This window comes from Klebsiella sp. JB_Kp042 (assembly GCF_040065275.1).
GTDB classification, from domain to species: domain Bacteria; phylum Pseudomonadota; class Gammaproteobacteria; order Enterobacterales; family Enterobacteriaceae; genus Klebsiella; species Klebsiella quasipneumoniae.
Genome location: NZ_JBEAJL010000107.1, coordinates 15,410 through 32,564 on the forward strand (window position 1 = coordinate 15,410; position 17,155 = coordinate 32,564).

Genomic DNA, 17,155 nt, shown 5'->3' on the forward strand with positions numbered 1-17,155 from the left:
AAGACATGGACTTTTCCCGCTTTTTTATCGACAGGCCAATTTTCGCCGCGGTGCTGTCGATTTTAATATTTATCACCGGGTTAATCGCCATCCCGCTGCTGCCGGTGAGCGAATATCCTGACGTCGTGCCCCCCAGCGTGCAGGTGCGCGCGGAGTATCCCGGCGCCAACCCGAAAGTGATTGCCGAGACCGTGGCGACGCCGCTGGAGGAAGCGATCAACGGCGTTGAAAACATGATGTACATGAAATCGGTCGCCGGCTCCGACGGCGTGCTGGTGACCACCGTGACCTTCCGCCCGGGTACCGACCCGGATCAGGCGCAGGTTCAGGTACAGAACCGGGTCGCGCAGGCGGAGGCGCGTCTGCCGGAGGATGTGCGCCGTCTGGGGATCACCACCCAGAAACAGTCCCCGACGCTGACCCTGGTGGTGCATCTGTTTTCGCCAAACGGTAAGTACGACTCGCTGTATATGCGCAACTACGCCACGCTGAAGGTGAAGGATGAGCTGGCGCGCCTGCCCGGCGTCGGCCAGATCCAGATATTTGGTTCCGGCGAATATGCGATGCGCGTCTGGTTGGATCCCAATAAGGTGGCGGCACGCGGGCTGACCGCCTCGGACGTGGTCACGGCGATGCAGGAGCAAAACGTCCAGGTCTCCGCCGGACAGCTTGGCGCCGAGCCGCTGCCGCAGGAGAGCGACTTCCTGATCTCGATTAACGCCCAGGGCCGTCTGCATACCGAAGAAGAGTTTGGCAATATCATTCTGAAAACAGCGCAGGACGGCTCGCTGGTCCGCCTGCGCGACGTGGCGCGCATCGAGATGGGTTCCGGTAGCTATGCGCTGCGCTCCCAGCTCAACAACAAGGATGCGGTCGGGATCGGTATCTTCCAGTCCCCGGGGGCTAACGCCATCGATTTGTCGAACGCCGTGCGCGCCAAAATGGCCGAGCTGGCCACCCGCTTCCCGGAAGATATGAAGTGGGCGGCGCCGTACGACCCGACGGTGTTCGTGCGCGACTCCATCCGCGCGGTGGTGCAGACGCTGCTGGAGGCGGTGGTGCTGGTGGTGCTGGTGGTGATCCTGTTCCTGCAGACCTGGCGCGCGTCGATTATCCCGCTGATCGCGGTGCCGGTATCGGTGGTCGGTACCTTCAGCATACTCTATCTGCTGGGCTTCTCGCTGAATACCCTGAGCCTGTTCGGGCTGGTACTGGCGATTGGTATCGTGGTGGATGACGCCATCGTGGTGGTGGAAAACGTCGAGCGCAATATCGAAGAGGGGCTTGCGCCGCTTGCCGCGGCGCATCAGGCGATGCGAGAGGTCTCCGGGCCGATTATCGCTATTGCGCTGGTGCTGTGCGCGGTGTTCGTGCCGATGGCGTTTCTCTCGGGCGTGACCGGTCAGTTCTACAAGCAGTTTGCGGTGACCATCGCCATCTCCACGGTGATCTCGGCCATCAACTCGCTGACGCTCTCCCCGGCGCTGGCGGCCCTGCTGTTAAAGCCGCACGGCGCGAAAAAAGACCTCCCTACCCGGCTGATCGATCGTCTGTTCGGCTGGATTTTCCGTCCGTTTAACCGCTTTTTCCTGCGCAGTTCGAACGGCTATCAGGGGCTGGTGAGTAAAACCCTCGGCCGCCGTGGCGCGGTGTTTGTGGTGTACCTGCTGCTGCTCTGCGCCGCAGGGGTGATGTTTAAAGTCGTCCCCGGCGGGTTTATTCCCACCCAGGACAAACTGTACCTGATTGGCGGCGTGAAGATGCCGGAAGGTTCGTCGCTGGCGCGCACCGATGCGGTGATCCGCAAAATGAGCGAGATCGGGATGAATACCGAAGGGGTCGATTATGCGGTCGCCTTCCCCGGTCTTAACGCGCTGCAGTTCACCAACACGCCGAATACCGGGACGGTCTTTTTTGGCCTGAAACCGTTCGACCAGCGCAAACACTCGGCGGCGGAAATCAACGCGGAGATCAACGCCAAAATTGCGCAAATCCAGCAGGGATTTGGCTTCTCCATCCTGCCGCCGCCGATTTTAGGATTGGGTCAGGGCTCCGGCTACTCCCTTTACATCCAGGATCGCGGCGGGCTGGGCTATGGCGCGCTGCAAAGCGCGGTGAATGCCATGTCCGGGACGATTATGCAGACGCCGGGGATGCACTTCCCGATCTCGACCTACCAGGCTAACGTGCCGCAGCTGGATGTCCAGGTCGATCGCGATAAGGCGAAAGCGCAGGGGGTATCGCTGACCGATCTGTTCGGCACGCTGCAGACCTATCTCGGCTCGTCTTATGTCAATGACTTTAACCAGTTCGGGCGTACCTGGCGCGTGATGGCCCAGGCTGACGGGCCGTACCGCGAGAGCGTGGAAGATATCGCCAATCTGCGCACCCGCAATAATCAGGGCGAAATGGTGCCGATCGGCAGTATGGTGAATATCAGTACCACCTACGGGCCGGATCCGGTGATCCGCTACAACGGTTATCCGGCGGCGGACCTGATTGGCGATGCCGATCCGCGCGTCCTCTCCTCCTCGCAGGCGATGACGCTGCTGGATGCCATGTCTAAACAGGTGCTGCCGAATGGGATGAATATTGAGTGGACGGATCTGAGCTTCCAGCAGGCCACCCAGGGCAATACGGCGCTAATCGTCTTCCCGGTGGCGGTGCTGCTGGCGTTCCTCGTGCTGGCGGCGCTGTATGAAAGCTGGACCCTGCCGCTGGCGGTGATCCTTATCGTGCCGATGACGATGCTCTCCGCGCTGTTTGGCGTCTGGCTGACCGGGGGCGATAACAACGTCTTCGTGCAGGTGGGGCTGGTGGTCCTGATGGGCCTGGCCTGTAAAAACGCCATTCTGATCGTCGAGTTTGCCCGCGAGCTGGAGATTCAGGGCAAAGGCATCATGGAAGCCGCGCTGGAGGCGTGCCGCCTGCGACTGCGCCCGATTGTCATGACCTCCATCGCCTTTATCGCCGGGACCATTCCGCTGATCCTCGGCCACGGCGCAGGGGCGGAAGTCCGCGGCGTCACCGGGATCACGGTGTTCTCCGGGATGCTGGGGGTGACGCTGTTCGGTCTGTTCCTGACGCCGGTGTTTTACGTGACGCTACGGAAACTGGTGACCCGCAGTAAGCCGGTCCAGGAGGATCTGCCCGCCTAGCCTGCGGCAAATAACAAAAAACCGCCTTCAGCTGAAGGCGGTTTTTTTTCGTCAGGACCAGGATTAATGCGCTTTTTTAAAGCGGGCGATCATTTCCGGTACCGGGTCGCAGCCGCTGGTATCGGCGTTTTTAAGCGCCTCCAGCGCGCTGGCCACGGTATGGCGAGCGAGGACGTTCAGCGAAGCCTGCTCCGCTTCGTCAGCGACCGATTTGAAGTACCAGCAGGCGTTGGCGCTGACCACGCAGCGGGCCGGGACGTCAGGGCGCGACGCCCACAGTTTTTTATCTTCGATAACGGAAAGATAGATATCACGCAGAGTGATTTTGTCCGCCGGGCGGCCAAGATGAATAGAGCCGTTGCGGCCAAGCGTGGAGACAATGATGCCGTCACGGGTGAGCGGAACCATTAATTTGCGGATAAAGCTCGGGTTGGCTTCCAGGCCGTAGGCCAGAATCGCACTCGTCGAACGTTCACCCATCTGCTCCGCCATTGCTACGCTGAGAACCATCTGCAAAGCTGTCGGGAAGCGGTAATCTAACATGGTATTGTCCTGGGTTGCGGTGAATCTTGTTCTTTTTGGCACCGCAGAGGTGAGTAATCAATAAACAACAATATAACAAATACGGGAATTTTTTTGAAGCAATCTGCGGTTAGCCTGCGAAGTAAATTTTCCTATTTCGTCTGCACAGGCGGGCTGAGAAACCGCGCTCTTCCGAAGCGGTTTGACTGGACGGCAATCTCCTCAGCGCTCCCCGGTGGCTGCCCGGTGGTATAGAAATCCGCTGCCATAACGGCAGCGGATCCTGCGGGAGGTTACGCCGTTAACTCCAGCTCGGTTTCAAAGGTGGTCACCGGCACAAACGGCAGATAGGAGATCCGCAGCCTCTCGGCCACCTTCAGGCGATGCCAGCCGGCCGGCAGGCCGCCGGGTTTGAGCACCGTGATGGTCGCCTTTTCACCGAAGTTCCACCGGTCGTCGTAGACTCTCTCCAGCTCGTCGAGCGTCCACTCCCGGCCGCGCAGCGCCAGGCGGATCGCCTGCCGCGGGATGGCTTCGCCGTTGAGGGTCACGGCGATATCTTCCACCATCGACAAACCCAGACCGCGGTAGTAAGGCAGACGGGCCAAAAAGCGCACGCCGATAACTTCCCCGTCGCGGGTGACGTTGCCGAAACCTTCGCGGCAGATAATATGCTGATCAAACATGATAATGCTCCTTACTGACCCAGCAGCGCCGGGGGTGGGGTTTCATCTAACAGGCGACAGAACATCAGCTGCTGGCGGCGGACCTGCTCCAGGCTGTCCACCTCCTGCGCATCTTCCACCCAGCGGTTGCCTTCATACTCGGAGCACACATACCCCTCATAGCCGCCCTTCTGCAGCACGCGGAAGATCTCATCGTAGGGAATTGACCACTCGCTTATCTCGTCGGTCATCTCATAGAATTTGGCATGAATGTTGTGGATCCGCGGCATAAAATCGAGCATCCGCTTCGGCTCGAACGCCGCGTTGTGGCGCAGCGTTTCCGCCATCGCCAGCTGCGGGCCCGGCCCCCATTTTTGCATCACATCCAGGATCACGTATTCGCTGAGCGTCCGCTCCTCATAGGCTTTCTCGATAAAATCCGCCGCCGCCTGCGGGCAACCGTTACGAATAAAGCGCTCTTTCCACACCCGCGGGAAGCGGGCTAAAAACATCCCCATATCCGGCAGGAAGCCCAGCGCCCGGGTGTTGGCTTTTTCATAGGCTTCAGCATGGCGAATAATCCACGGATGGTCGAAATGCAGCGGGGCGTGCACCTCCAGCAGAATGGTGATCCCTTTGTCTTCCGCATAAGGCGCCGCCGCCACCAGCACCTCCGGCGCCACGGAAACCAGAGAGCGGATAAAGCGCATGCCCAGCCGGGCGGCAAAATCGATGTCGTTTTGCACGCTGCGCACCTGCTCGTCAAACGGCATCGGCCGGTCTTTATAGCGTTTATAGTCGAGCATAAAGTCATGGCACACCGGCACCGTGTCATGGCGCTGCATCAGACGGCGCCAGTCGGCGATCGCCGCCTCCGGCATGCCGCACTCCGGCCAGCCGGCGAAGGTCTGTTCGCCGACGACTTCAATGCCGCGGGCGCCGAACGCCGCGCAGTGACCGATCGCCTGATCGAGGGACATCTTGCCGAGATAGGTCTCATTCTGAAAGCTGTACAGACTGACGCCGCGTTTTATTTTCTGAGTCATAAAAGTACCAGGTAAGTTGGTTAACAGGATAAGCCGGTCGCTTCGCGGGCGCGGGCCACCGAGGCCGCTGCGGGCAGCGACGGTTTATACTCCAGGCCAATGGCCCCGTTGTAGCCCAGGCGTTGCAGCCGGGCGATCACTTCTGGCCACTCGCCGCTGCGCGGATCCGGTTCGTTACGTTCCGGTGCCTGCGCTATCTGCACGTGTCCCACCCGGTGCATTCTGCCGCCGAGCACCTCCTCCATCTCCTCTTCCATCACCATCGAGTGATAGACGTCAAACAGCAGCTGCAGCCGCGGGCTGTCGACCGCCTCGATAATGTCCAGCGCCAGCCGGGTGTCGTTTAAGAACATCCCCGGATGATCGATGCGGGTGTTGAGCGGCTCCAGCAGCAGAGTGACCCCGGCGGCTTCCGCCAGCGTCGCCGCCTGGCGCAGGATGTGGATCGCCTGCGCCTGCTGTTCGGCGATCGCCACCCCTTCGCGGCTGAAGCCGGAGGCCACCACCAGCGGCGGCGACCCCAACTGGCGCGAGGCCGCCAGGCTGTCGCTCACCGCCGCCAGAAACTGCTCATGCTCCGCCGGATCCACCAGGCTGCGCCGGGGCTCCACCACGAAGCTCGACAGCCTCACGCCGGTCTCCTCCAGCGCCTGCGCCAGCGCCGCCAGCGGTTTATCACGCCAGAGATGAAACTCAACGTGGCTGAATCCCTGCGCTTTCGCCGCCCGGACCCGATCGCTGAAATCGGGATACTCTTCACGAAACAGCCATTCAATACATGCGGACAAATACATCCGACCCCCTTCTCTACTTGCCAGATCAAAACAAACAAAATTAGAATAAGAATTCTTATTCTGTTTCGGAGCGGCAGTGTGACGCCTTCCCTTCTGGCTTCGCGGTCAACAGCAGGATCTGACGCGGCATAACCAGAATGAGTGCTCTAATTCTAATCTCTGGTTGCTATAAATTGTCAACATTATTTAACAAGTTTTTAACCAAATCTGAAGGTACATCATGCTCAATAACGCTTCGGCGGCCGCGGTTCAGGCGCCTCCCTATACCAGCGAGCGGCAGCGCACGCTGGCCACGCTGGTGGTTTCGATAGCGCTGGTGCTGGAGATCATCGACGTCTCGATCATTAATGTCGCCATCCCGGTGGTACAGCGGGATCTGCTCGCCAGCCCGCGGCAAATTGAATGGGTGGTCACCGGCTACCTGTTCTTTTTCTCCATTCTGCTGCTCACCGGCGGTCGGCTCGGCGATCTGTATGGCTACCGGCGGCTGTTTATCAGCGGCCTGCTGGCGTTTGGCGCTGCGTCAGCCGGCTGCGGGCTGGCCGCCAGCCCGGAGATGCTGGTGGCGATGCGTATTGCGCAGGGGGCCAGCGGAGCGATGATGGGCCCGCAAATCCTCTCCCTGATGCAGGTTCTGTATCGCCCGCACGAACGTTTCCGGGTGATGAGTATTTTCGGCCTGCTCGGCGGCGCCGCCGGGATCCTCGGCCCGGTGCTCGGCGGGATCATCATCGAAAGCAATCTGTTCGGCCTCAGCTGGCGGCCGATCTTTTTGATCAACGTGCCGGTGATCGTCGTCGCCGTGATACTGGCCTGGCGGGCGCTGCCGGCGGTGCGCAGCCCAGCGGCCAAAGGTATCGATCCGCTGGGTACCCTGCTGGCGGTGGTGGGCGGCGGCGCGCTGCTGCTCACCCTGATCGAAGGCCCCGCCCTGCGCTGGCCGCTATGGATGGCGCTGCCGCCGCTGCTGTCGCTCATCACGGTGGCCCTCCTCTGGCGACATCTGCTGGGCCGTGAACGCCGGGGCGGCACGCTGTTGTTACCCCCCGCGGTGCTGCGCGACCGCTTCTTTCGCGCCGGGATCGTCATCACCCTGCTCTATCAACTGACCACCGCCTCGCTGCTGCTGGCCACCGCGCTGGTGCTGCAGAGCGGGCTGGGCTTCAGCCCGTTCCATACCGCCCTGCTGCACATCCCCTTCGCCCTCGGGGCGATGTTTTCCATCGCCGTCGCCGGCCGCCGGCTATCGCCTCGTCTTGGGCGTAACGTGACGCTGGTCGGGGTGGCCGTGCAGATGAGCGGCCTGCTGCTGATGGGCTACGGGATCGCCGCGGCGCCGGGGACGCTGCCGCTGACCGCGCTGGGTCTCGGGTTCGGCCTGTGCGGCTGTGGGATGGGGCTTATCTCCGCCCCGCTGCCGGCCTTTGCCATGGCGGCGATCCCGGTGGCCCACGCCGGCGCGGCGTCGGGATTATTTCGCACCGGCCAGCAGTTTGGCGCCGCCCTCGGCATGGCGACCCTTGGCGGCTTCTATCTGGCGCAAAGCGCCTCCGCGCCGGACGCCTGGCGCGGGGCGTTTATCACCCTGCTGACCCTCGGCGCCCTGATCCTGCTGGCGATTGCCGCCCTCAGCCGCCTGCTGCCCGTCTCGGTGCTTCCCCCGCCAGGGAAGCCATGACCTATCGCGTCCGGCAATGGCTGCTATCATGAGGAACCATTTATCAGGACGCACAAAGCTGTAGTACCTATTTTCTGTACACCTGCAACGGGCATGCGCCCGGAGAACAACAAAGGCAAGGACTGATATGGATGAGAACATCGATGTACTGATTATTGGCAGCGGCCCGGTAGGCGCCGCTTTCGCGCGGCGGATTGCCGACCGCCGCGCCGCGCGGATCCTGGTGGTGGAAGCCGGCGAAGCGCTGACGCCCGCCACCGGGGTTAATATCCGCAACCTGGCGCCAGCGCAGCGGGAAACGGCCTACGACCGCGCCCGGGCGTTTCCGCTGGCCGCCCTGCCAGAAAACCTGCCGGCAGACGCCCTGCAGGCGCGGCCCGGCACCCACCTTCTCGACCCGGCGGCGCCCCACAGCGGCATGCCGGCCGCCGCGCTCTCCACTAACCTCGGCGGCATGGGCGTCCACTGGACCTGCGCCTGTCCGCGACCGGGCGGCAGCGAAGTCATTCCCTTTCTCGATCCCCGGGAGATGGCCGACGCCTGGGAGTCGGCAGAGCATTATCTGCAGGTGACCCGCGAAGGATTTCCGGCCACCGCCATCGGCCGGCAAATCGTCGATGCCCTTAATCAGCACTTCGCCAGCGACCGTCCACCGGCGCGGCTGGCGCAGCCTATGCCGCTGGCCTGCGCCGCGACGCCGGAGGGCAAGCCGCGCTGGTCCGGCGTCGACGCGGTGCTCGGCGAGCTGGCGGAGGAAGAGACCCGCCGCCAGCGCGGGGTGGAGATCCGCACCGCCACCCTGTGCACGCGGATCCTCAGCGAGGACGGCGTCGCCCGCGGGGCGGAGCTGCGCGATCTGCTTACCGGCGAACAGTATGTGGTGACGGCCAAAGCGGTAGTGGTCGCCGCCGATGCGCTGCGTACGCCGCAGCTGCTGTACGCCTCGGGCATCCGTCCGCGGGCGCTGGGGCGCTGGCTCAACGATCAGCCGCAGGTGATCGCTCTGATTGAAGTGGACGCCCCGCCGGCCGCCGTCGCGCCGACCTCCCCGGTGCGCGACGGACGGGACAATGTCTCCGGCGTCACCTGGTTGCCGTTCCATGAGCCCGATTTTCCGTTCCACGGTCAACTGATGCAGATGGATACTTCGCCGATCGCCTTTGCCCAGCCGTCGGGTACCCCGGCGAAGCCGGTGGTGGGCCTGGGGCTGTTCCTCGCCAAGGAGCTGCGCGAGGAGGATCGGATCGTCTTCAGTGATGAAACCGACGCCGTAGGGCTGCCGAAAATGCAGCTGAACTATCAGTTAACCGACGGCGATCGCCGCCGTTTACAGCAGGCGGTGGCAGTGACTGAACGCGTCGGCGCCGCGCTGGGCCGCGTGGCGCCCGGCGGGGAGGCCATGATCCTGCCGGCGGGCACCTCGCTGCATTACCAGGGAACCTGTCGCCTGGGAGAAGCGAACGACGGCAACAGCGTGGCCGACCGCCGCTCGCGGGTCTGGGGTTTTCACAATCTGTACGTCGGCGGCAACGGGGCGATCCCCACCTCAACCGCCTGCAACCCGACGCTGACCAGCGTCGCGCTGGCGATCCTCGCCGCTGACGATATCGTGACGCGGCTGCTGTAGCGCCTCTGGCTCACCGGGGCACAAGCGGCCCCGCTCCCCGCGAAAGGCGACACCGGTCGCCTTTTTATTACCGCAATAACCACATAAAACAAATGGTATTTTTGTTTGTGATGGATCACATACGTAATCACAATTTTTCCCCGCGCCGTTCCTGCTCCTACTCTTAAATCCGCGGCTATTTCCGCCGCCACCTGTATCCCTGACCTGCATACTAAAAAACCGCGCCGCCGCCAACGACAGGCGACCCGCGCGATAAAAGGAGAACGTCGTGAGCCATAGTCTGAATCCGCCCCACGCGCCGCAAGCCGGCGCGATCCAGGGCATCATCATCGCCCTGACCGCCTTTCTGCCCATCCTGGCGATCGTTTCCCTGGCGCCGGCGGTCCCGACGCTGATCCAGCACTTCGCCGGCGTGCCTTATGTCGAAACCCTGGTGCCGCTGATGCTCACCGCGCCCGGTCTGGTGATCGCCATCGCCGGGCCCTGCACCGGCTGGCTGGCGGATAAATTTGGCCGCCGCAAACTGCTGCTCAGCGCCACGCTGCTGTATGGCATCTGCGGCACAATGCCGCTGTACATCACCTCCCTGACCGGCATCTTTTGCAGCCGCCTCGGCGTCGGGCTGGCGGAGGCGGTGGTATTGACCATCGCTAACACCATGCTGATCGATTACTTTGACGACAAACAGCGCCGCTTCTGGCTGACGGTGCAGGGGGTGATTGGCCCGGCGCTGGCGGTGCTGGTGCTGGCCAGCTCCGGCTATCTGACCGCCCTGCGCTGGAACGGCGCCTTTATGATCTACTTTGTCGCCATCCTGCTGTTTCTGGCGATGTACTTCTGGATGTTCGAACCCGCTCAGGCGGCCCGTCCGCAGCACGCCGCCCAGGCGGCGCAGCATAATCCGTTTCCGTGGCCGCGAGTGATCGCCCTCAGCGTGCTTACCTTTGTCTGCGCCATCATTTATTACGTGTACACCATCAACGGCGCCAACGCCTTTCATACCCTGCAAAACGCCAGCCCGCAGCGTATCGGCCTGATTATGTCGCTGGTCAGCCTCGCCGTGCCGGTCGGTTCGCTGCTGTTCGGTCTGGTCTCCCGCCGCTATACGCCGGAGCGCGTGCTCGCCATCATGCTCTGCCTGATGGGGATCGGAATGCTGGTGGTGGGCGAATCGCGGACGCTGATCGCCATGGGGATCGGCTCCGCCATCCAGCAGCTGGGTGCCGGCATGGCGATTAATGCGATGATTTACTGGGTAGGGTCGTTGATTCCGCCCGCCTACTGCGGCCGGGCGATGGGCGCCTGGTCCGGGGCCTTCTTCGCGGGCATGTTCGTCAGCCCGATTATCGTCGGCGCGATCCGCCTGCGGGCCGGGAACGATGTGCTGAGCGCCTTCCTGACGCTCGGCATCGCGGCGCTGGTGCTGGCCGCCGCGATATTTCTTTATACCTTCTCCCGCCATAGCCAGCGCCTGCGTCAGCACAAGCAGGCCAGCGCCTGGCAGTTAGCGAAGTAAAATCCCGCGGCTTAGCCGGCCTCGACGGGGGTAACCAGATAGCTCAGACACATCATGCCCAGATGGCGTTTGAGCTGTTCCCAGTCGCCCTCGCCGGCGGCTTCTGCCGCCGATCCCAGGCCGAGGAAGCGCGCCAGCGCGGCATACGAAACCGTAAAGCAGAAGCGGGCGGCCTGCTCTGGCTCCGGGTGGCGGATCTCCGCCGCGGCGTCGAGCAGCTGGTCGATAAAGGTCTGCTCATTTTTCTGGTAAGCGGCTTTACCAATCCCCGCCACGCGCTCATCATCCGCCCGCGCCATAAACGGCCGCAGGATCCCGGCATGGCGACGCAGATACTCCGCCTGGACATCCATCAGCGCCGGAAGCCGCTGGCGCAGCGGCAGATTGCGCGCGTGCAGCTGCTGGATCAGCTGCTGCCATTCGGCGTCCAGCTCCTGCATCACCTCCATCATGACGGCGATAAACAGATCTTCTTTGCCGCCGAAGCGGGCATAGATCGAGCCGACAGAAACGCCCGAGCGTTTACTGATTTCAGCAATGGTCAGCAGCTCAAAGGTGCCTTCATGCAGGATTTCACGGCTGGCGGCCATCAGCCGCTCCAGCGCCACCCGGCTCCGGTCCTGTTTCGGCTGGCGCATCGCGGGAAGATCGGTCATCGCAGTTCTCACCTCTTTATCCATAGAAAACCCCCGCAGTGTATTGCAGTTAGCGACCACGCTGCAAATTGCCCACCCGACTCCCCCGTCGGCGATGTGGCAAAAGTGTGATGGCGGTCATTTTCATTCTTTGATAAACAACTAGAATCATAATTCTAATTCTATTTAATAATAACAACCACCACACAACCCAGGAGTTGCTATGCGTTTCTCTGTTTTCCTCGTCGGCCGTTCCACCGCCCCCGAGCAGGATCGTTTTGTCATGCAGTCGCTGATCGATCATGCGCGCCAGGCCGAAGATCGCGGCTTCGATGCGGTCTTTATGCCAGACCATCACTTCACCGGCTATGCGCCGATGTCCAGCGATCCGTTTGTCTTCGCCGCTTACCTGGCCGGCCAGCTGAAAAAGATCCACTTCGGCATGTCGGTGACCACCGTCCCGCTGCACCACCCGGTGCGCTTCGCCGAGCGCGTTAACCTGCTGGATCAACTCACCGAAGGCCGCCTGCTGGTGGGCATCGGCAGCGGCACCACGCCGGAAGAGATGATCGGCTTTGGCGTGAACTACAAGGACGCCTCCAGCCTGCTGCAGGAGAACCTCGATCTGGTCCAGCGGCTGTGGGAGAAAAATATTGAAGACGATCCGATCATTTTCGAAACCGGCCACTATAAGGGCGCGGTAGTCCAGCGCATCGTTCCTGCCCCCTGGCAAAAGCCGTTCAACCGCATTATGCCGGTGGCGCTGCGTGAAACCAGCATGCAGCGCGCCGCCGATAACGGCTGGCCGGCCTTTATTCCCGCGTTTACTCCGCCGATCCCGGCCAGCAACGATCCGTTTGGCCAGCTGACCCACTATTTCACCCGCTACCGCGATGCCCTGCTCAACGCCGGCCATAGCGACGAGGTGGTGAACCACTGCCTCTCGTGGACCACCCACACCTGGCAGTGCGTCCATATCGCCCCCACCGACGAGCAGGCCCGCGAAGAGATGCTGCAGATCATGGGCTGGTACCAGCAGGCGATCGACCGGGAATATGAGTACAACAAGCGGGCGGAAGAGTTCAGCGGCGTTACGCTGCACCGCCATCCGGACTGTTTCAGCGAAGAGTGGATCAAAACCTGGTGCCTGTACGGCAGCCCGGAGACCGTCGCCGAGGAGCTGGAACGCCATCAGCAGCTGGGCATCGGCAACGTGCTGCTCGGCTTCACCAACGGCCCGCTGACCGAGGAGCGCCTGCGCCTGAGCCAGCAGTCGATCTCGTTGTTTGCGGACCAGATCCTGCCGCGCTTTCGCTAATCCGACCGGGAGATCCTGCTATGAATAAACCTGCTTTCTCACGCCCGCCGCTGCTGATCGGCATCGGCGGCACCACCCGCCCGGGCTCCAGCACCGAGCGCGCCCTCGCTGCCGCGCTGGCCCACGCCCGCACGCTCGGCGCGCAGACCCAGCTGTTCGGCGGCGCTGAACTGGCGGCCCTGCCGCCGTTTAACCCGGAAGTCACCACCCGCACGCCGCAGGAAACGGCGTTTGTCGACGCCGTGCGCCAGGCCGACGGCATTCTGCTGGCCTCGCCGGGCTACCACGGCGGGGTGTCTGGCCTGGTGAAGAACGCCATCGACCTGCTGGAAGATTTGCGCGGCGACAGCCGGGTCTATCTTGATGGCCGGGCGGTGGGCTGCATCGTCACCGCCGCCGGCTGGCAGGGTTGCAACACCACCCTCGGCGCCATGCGCGGGATCGTTCACGCCCTGCGCGGCTGGCCGACTCCGCTGGGGGTGACCCTCAACACCGCCGGCGTGTCGCTGTTCGACAGCGAGGGCCGCTGCACCGACGACGCGGTCCAGCGCGCGCTGGCCACCGTAGCCGAACAGGCGCTGGCCTTCGCCCCCGATGCCCCCTTACGGAGACATGCCGATGCCTGCGCTCAGTCTGTCGCTTAGCGTTGCCGAAAAAGCGCGGCTCACCGCCGGGATGGGGATGTGGTCCACCCACCCTATCCCCCACTCCACTCTGGGTTCAGTCACCCTGTCCGACGGCCCGATGGGGATCACCGGCGGCCGGGTTGACGAGCGGGATATTGCCCTGCTCAGCCCCTGCGGACTGGCGCTTGGCGCCAGCTGGGACCGCCAGCTGGTCAGCCGGGTTGGCGGCGTCATCGGCGAGGAGGCGCTGCGCACCGGAACGCAGGCGCTGCTGGCGCCTAACCTGAACCTGTTGCGCAGCCCCCTTGCCGGCCGCGCGTTTGAGCTTTTCGGCGAAGACCCGCGGCATATCGCCGAGCTCGGCGCGGCGTGGATCGACGGCGTCCAGCGCCAGGGGGTGGGCTGCATCGTCAAGCATATGGTCTGCAACGATTCGGAAACCGATCGGCGGACCATGAACGTGGTCGTCGATGAAGCCACCCTGCGCGAAGTCTATTTCTGGCCGTTCGAAGTGGCGGCCAGCCGCGGCGTCTGGGGCATGCTGACCGCCTATAACCGGGTGAACGGGATCTATTGCGCCGAGCAGCATCAGGCCATCAGCCAGTGGCTGAAGCGCGATCTCGGCTGGGACGGGCTGGTGATGTCCGACTGGTTCGGTACCCAGAACGGCCCGGCCAGCTTCCGCGCCGGGCTGGATCTGGAGATGCCGGGCCCGGCCCGCCATATGGGCGAGCGCCTGCTGCCCGCGCTGATGGACACCGACAGCGACGCCCGGCGGCTGGACGATGCCGCCGTCCGGCTGGCGCGGCTGGCCGAACGGGTCAGCCATCCCCTGCCCTGGGATGGCTCTGCCGCCGCCGAGGCGCAGCGGCGTCACACCCTCGAAGAGGCGGCGGCGGCGGGGTTTGTCCTGCTGCACAATCGCCAGCGGCTGCTGCCCCTCGCCGCGCAGGCGGGACAGCGGCTGGCGGTGATTGGCCCCAACGCCACGACGCCCTGCTTCCAGGGCGGGACCTTTGCCAGAGTGGCGCTGATGCCGGGGCTGATCTCTCCTCTGGAGGCCATTCGCCAGCGCTTTTCCGCCGCCGGGGTCGAAATAAGCTATGCCCAGGGGGTGGAGAGCGATTACCGCATCCCGCCTCTGCATCATCTGCCGCTGCGCACCGCCGCCGGCGAGCGCGGCCTGGACGTTGCCTACGCCACCGCCGACGGGGGCGTGGTTCATCAGGAGGTGCGCGACGCCTCCTCGCTGATCTGGTTCCGCGATATGCCGGGCGTCGGCGACATGCTGCGCCTGACCGAACGCGCCACCGTGACGGTAAGCTGCCAGTTCACCGCGCCGGTGAGCGGCCGCTACGGCTTCTGGATCGGCGGCACCGGGGAGATCGCCCTGCAGCTGAACGGCGAGCGTATGGCGACCTTTAACGGCGAGGCGCTGGAGGGGGATATCATGGGCAAGCTGATGCAAGCCCCACATACCCGTCTCGACTTCCCGCTGCAGGCGGGGGAAACCCTGACCTTCCGGGCCGAGATGGCGCTGGGCAGCAGTATCGCCCACGGCATCTGGTTCGGCTGCCAGCCCCCGCAAACCATCGACCTGCTGCAGCAGGCGGTCGACCATGCCCGGGCGGCCGACAGCGTGGTGCTGGTGATCGGCGAAACGGCCGATGCCGGTCTGGAGAGCATCGACCGGGACGCTACCGCGCTGCCGGCGCATCAGGTCGCCCTGATCCGCGCCGTCTGCGCGGCGAATCCGCGGACGGTGGTGGTGCTCAACGTCGCCCATCCGGTGGATACCGGGTGTCTCGCCGACGCAGCGGCGGTCATGGTCGTCTGGTATCCGGGCCAGGAGTTTGGCCCGGCGCTGGCCTCGGTGCTGGCCGGGGATCGTGAGCCTGGCGGTCGCCTGCCGGTGACCTTCGCCCAGCGTCTGGACGACTATCCGGTGCGCAGCCTGACGCCGGACGCCGCAGGGGACCTCTGGTACCACGAGCGCCAGCAGGTGGGCTATCGCTGGTTTAACGCCCGCGAACGCCCCGCCGCCTGGTCCTTTGGTCACGGTCTGGGGTATGCCGATATCACCCTGAGCGCCGCCGCGCTGACAGGCGACGAGGTGGATGCTATGCAGCTGCGCTGCCGGCTGGAAAACCGCGCCGCCCGCGCCGGAAAAGCAGTGGTCCAGCTCTACCTGCGGGGGCCGGAGACGGCCTGGTCGGCGCTGGCGGAGTTTGCGGCGGTCAGCGTCCCGGCGCACGAGGAAGTCGCCCTGACCCTTGCCCTGCCGCGTCACGCGCTGCAGCGCTGGCAGGTGCCAGCCCAGGAATGGCGCCTGGCCAGCGGCTCCTGGCAGCTGGCGGTGGGTTTCGCCAGCGACGATATCCGGGCAACCTTCGATTTCGTGCTGACTCCCGACGGGAAAATCAGCCACCGGGGCTAAGCCCGGATCGATGTCAAAGAGGGTCGGCAACGTGCCGGCCCTCTTTTTTTATTCCTGCGCCAGCCGATTCGCGAAAAAAAAACCGCCCGGCGGCGGCGTACCAGCGGGCGGGGTTAAAAGCCTGAGGCGATCGGTGTCAGAAGTTCCAGTACATCGAGGACTGCCAGAGGACCGCCGACTCATGCTTCGGCACCAGCGTCGGGTTATCCTGCCAGGTGATACCGTTGATCCAGTAAATACCTTTCGTCACGCGCAGGGCGTGCGACAGGGAGATGGCGTTGATGCTCTGCGGCGCTTCCATCCCCGCCTCGCCGACATAATCGCGGAACTTTTTACTGATAAAGGAGCGGGTGTAGCCCAGCGAGGTCATATCCTGCTCGCGGCCGGGAAACAGGCCGATGTCAAAGAAGGTCACCTGAAAGTCGCTGGTGTAAGCATTGCGATCGTCCGGCGCGTAGTCCGCTTTCACATCGAGATACAGCCCCAGCGGAAGCCCTTTTTTCGGCTGGGTCAGCTGCATGGTGTTGGCGACGTAGAACGCATAGTTACTACTGCTGTCGCCGGGCTGGTCAAAATACTGGTAGTGCGAGGTGTTATAGATAGCCCCGGCGCGGAACCACAGCGATCGCTGCGACTCGCCCGCCGCCTGCTTAAAGCCAAACTCATTCACCAGGATCGGGTTGGCGCCATCGACGTGCCATTTCAGCCCCGAGGGGTTCTGCTCCACGTCGTCGAGATGTCCGGCAGGCGACATACTGCGGCTGACGGCAAAGTTGTTATAGAACTTCTTATCGCTGTCGCGGACGATGGCGGTGAAGGTCGGCGTCGGCGCGTTGAGGCTGATCCCCAGCTGCACCGGGATCACGCTGGTCGGCCCCAGCGCGGCTGACGAGGAGTTACCCCCCAGCACCATGCCGTAAAACTGACGAATTAACGGATAAAAACCATACTGCAGTTCCAGCTGGCCGTTTAATAAGGGCTGGTTCACCGCCAGCACCGCAATATTATGCAGTTCCGGATAGCTATCATGATAATTCGAGGTCGCCCACTGGGGAGAAAAGGTAAATTGCGCGTCTTTGCTAAGGAAGGTGCGAACAAGTTCCTGATATGAGATCATCATATTCATCCGGAGC

The 17,155-nt window shown here is 63.3% G+C and carries 13 protein-coding genes; 7 read left to right on the top strand and 6 right to left on the bottom strand.

Annotated features, from left to right (window positions below; all coding sequences use genetic code 11):
- Positions 1-5: 5 nt before the first annotated feature.
- Positions 6-3,158, top strand: coding sequence for a multidrug efflux RND transporter permease subunit OqxB (oqxB, locus tag ABLV54_RS23015; protein WP_004205762.1), 3,153 nt, complete (start codon positions 6-8; stop codon positions 3,156-3,158).
- A 63-nt stretch (positions 3,159-3,221) separates the two neighbouring features.
- On the opposite strand, the gene ABLV54_RS23020 is transcribed toward oqxB, so the two are convergent.
- The 4 genes from ABLV54_RS23020 to ABLV54_RS23035 all read right to left on the bottom strand — a co-directional run bounded on the left by ABLV54_RS23020 (position 3,222) and on the right by ABLV54_RS23035 (position 6,185).
- A complete protein-coding gene (locus tag ABLV54_RS23020; RefSeq protein ID WP_023290703.1) occupies positions 3,222-3,701 on the bottom strand; it encodes an Rrf2 family transcriptional regulator in 480 nt (159 codons plus the stop codon).
- 272 nt (positions 3,702-3,973) lie between these two features.
- A complete protein-coding gene (locus ABLV54_RS23025) occupies positions 3,974-4,366 on the bottom strand; it encodes a DUF6379 domain-containing protein (protein WP_348814233.1) in 393 nt (130 codons plus the stop codon).
- Positions 4,367-4,377: 11 nt separating this feature from the next.
- Complete coding sequence (locus tag ABLV54_RS23030) at positions 4,378-5,391, bottom strand: TIM barrel protein (protein WP_049013851.1); 1,014 nt, start codon at positions 5,389-5,391, stop codon at positions 4,378-4,380.
- Positions 5,392-5,411: 20 nt separating this feature from the next.
- Entirely contained in the window at positions 5,412-6,185 is a 774-nt protein-coding gene (locus ABLV54_RS23035) for a TIM barrel protein (protein ID WP_101881208.1), read from the bottom strand.
- 220 nt (positions 6,186-6,405) lie between these two features.
- On the opposite strand from ABLV54_RS23035, the gene ABLV54_RS23040 reads away from it, so the two are divergent.
- From ABLV54_RS23040 to ABLV54_RS23050, 3 genes are all read left to right on the top strand, one after another.
- Positions 6,406-7,863, top strand: coding sequence for an MFS transporter (locus ABLV54_RS23040; protein WP_044524423.1), 1,458 nt, complete (start codon positions 6,406-6,408; stop codon positions 7,861-7,863).
- A gap of 127 nt (positions 7,864-7,990) precedes the next feature.
- Positions 7,991-9,490 (top strand): GMC oxidoreductase, encoded by a 1,500-nt coding sequence (locus ABLV54_RS23045; RefSeq protein ID WP_226564411.1) that lies wholly within the window; start codon positions 7,991-7,993, stop codon positions 9,488-9,490.
- A gap of 268 nt (positions 9,491-9,758) precedes the next feature.
- On the top strand, positions 9,759-11,006 hold the full coding sequence (locus ABLV54_RS23050) for an MFS transporter (RefSeq protein WP_023290709.1): 1,248 nt from the start codon (positions 9,759-9,761) through the stop codon (positions 11,004-11,006).
- An 11-nt stretch (positions 11,007-11,017) separates the two neighbouring features.
- Here ABLV54_RS23050 and ABLV54_RS23055 read toward each other — a convergent pair whose 3' ends face one another.
- On the bottom strand, positions 11,018-11,662 hold the full coding sequence (locus ABLV54_RS23055) for a TetR/AcrR family transcriptional regulator (protein ID WP_012967405.1): 645 nt from the start codon (positions 11,660-11,662) through the stop codon (positions 11,018-11,020).
- A gap of 202 nt (positions 11,663-11,864) precedes the next feature.
- Between ABLV54_RS23055 and ABLV54_RS23060 the strand changes: the two genes are divergently transcribed.
- From ABLV54_RS23060 to ABLV54_RS23070, 3 genes are read left to right on the top strand one after another with little or no spacing between them, the layout of a single operon-like run.
- Positions 11,865-12,959: an LLM class flavin-dependent oxidoreductase gene (locus ABLV54_RS23060; protein ID WP_014907086.1), complete on the top strand. Its 1,095-nt coding sequence runs from the start codon at positions 11,865-11,867 to the stop codon at positions 12,957-12,959.
- Between the two features lie 20 nt (positions 12,960-12,979).
- Positions 12,980-13,603: an NADPH-dependent FMN reductase gene (locus ABLV54_RS23065; protein ID WP_044524429.1), complete on the top strand. Its 624-nt coding sequence runs from the start codon at positions 12,980-12,982 to the stop codon at positions 13,601-13,603.
- A complete protein-coding gene (locus ABLV54_RS23070) occupies positions 13,578-16,022 on the top strand; it encodes a glycoside hydrolase family 3 protein (RefSeq protein WP_101881212.1) in 2,445 nt (814 codons plus the stop codon). Before ABLV54_RS23065 ends, ABLV54_RS23070 begins: the two co-directional genes overlap by 26 nt.
- 136 nt (positions 16,023-16,158) lie before the next feature.
- Here ABLV54_RS23070 and ABLV54_RS23075 read toward each other — a convergent pair.
- On the bottom strand, positions 16,159-17,155 hold a 997-nt coding region (locus ABLV54_RS23075), incomplete at its 5' end, for a carbohydrate porin (RefSeq protein WP_348814234.1).

Excerpts from the sequence above, each read along its gene's own strand:
- oqxB (WP_004205762.1), top strand. The coding sequence starts at position 6 with ATGGACTTTTCCCGCTTTTTTATCGACAGGCCAATTTTCGCCGCGGTG.
- ABLV54_RS23020 (WP_023290703.1), bottom strand. The coding sequence starts at position 3,701 with ATGTTAGATTACCGCTTCCCGACAGCTTTGCAGATGGTTCTCAGCGTA.
- ABLV54_RS23030 (WP_049013851.1), bottom strand. The coding sequence starts at position 5,391 with ATGACTCAGAAAATAAAACGCGGCGTCAGTCTGTACAGCTTTCAGAAT.
- ABLV54_RS23040 (WP_044524423.1), top strand. The coding sequence starts at position 6,406 with ATGCTCAATAACGCTTCGGCGGCCGCGGTTCAGGCGCCTCCCTATACC.
- ABLV54_RS23060 (WP_014907086.1), top strand. The coding sequence starts at position 11,865 with ATGCGTTTCTCTGTTTTCCTCGTCGGCCGTTCCACCGCCCCCGAGCAG.
- ABLV54_RS23055 (WP_012967405.1), bottom strand. The coding sequence starts at position 11,662 with ATGACCGATCTTCCCGCGATGCGCCAGCCGAAACAGGACCGGAGCCGG.
- ABLV54_RS23025 (WP_348814233.1), bottom strand. The coding sequence starts at position 4,366 with ATGTTTGATCAGCATATTATCTGCCGCGAAGGTTTCGGCAACGTCACC.
- ABLV54_RS23065 (WP_044524429.1), top strand. The coding sequence starts at position 12,980 with ATGAATAAACCTGCTTTCTCACGCCCGCCGCTGCTGATCGGCATCGGC.
- ABLV54_RS23070 (WP_101881212.1), top strand. The coding sequence starts at position 13,578 with ATGCCTGCGCTCAGTCTGTCGCTTAGCGTTGCCGAAAAAGCGCGGCTC.
- ABLV54_RS23045 (WP_226564411.1), top strand. The coding sequence starts at position 7,991 with ATGGATGAGAACATCGATGTACTGATTATTGGCAGCGGCCCGGTAGGC.
- ABLV54_RS23035 (WP_101881208.1), bottom strand. The coding sequence starts at position 6,185 with ATGTATTTGTCCGCATGTATTGAATGGCTGTTTCGTGAAGAGTATCCC.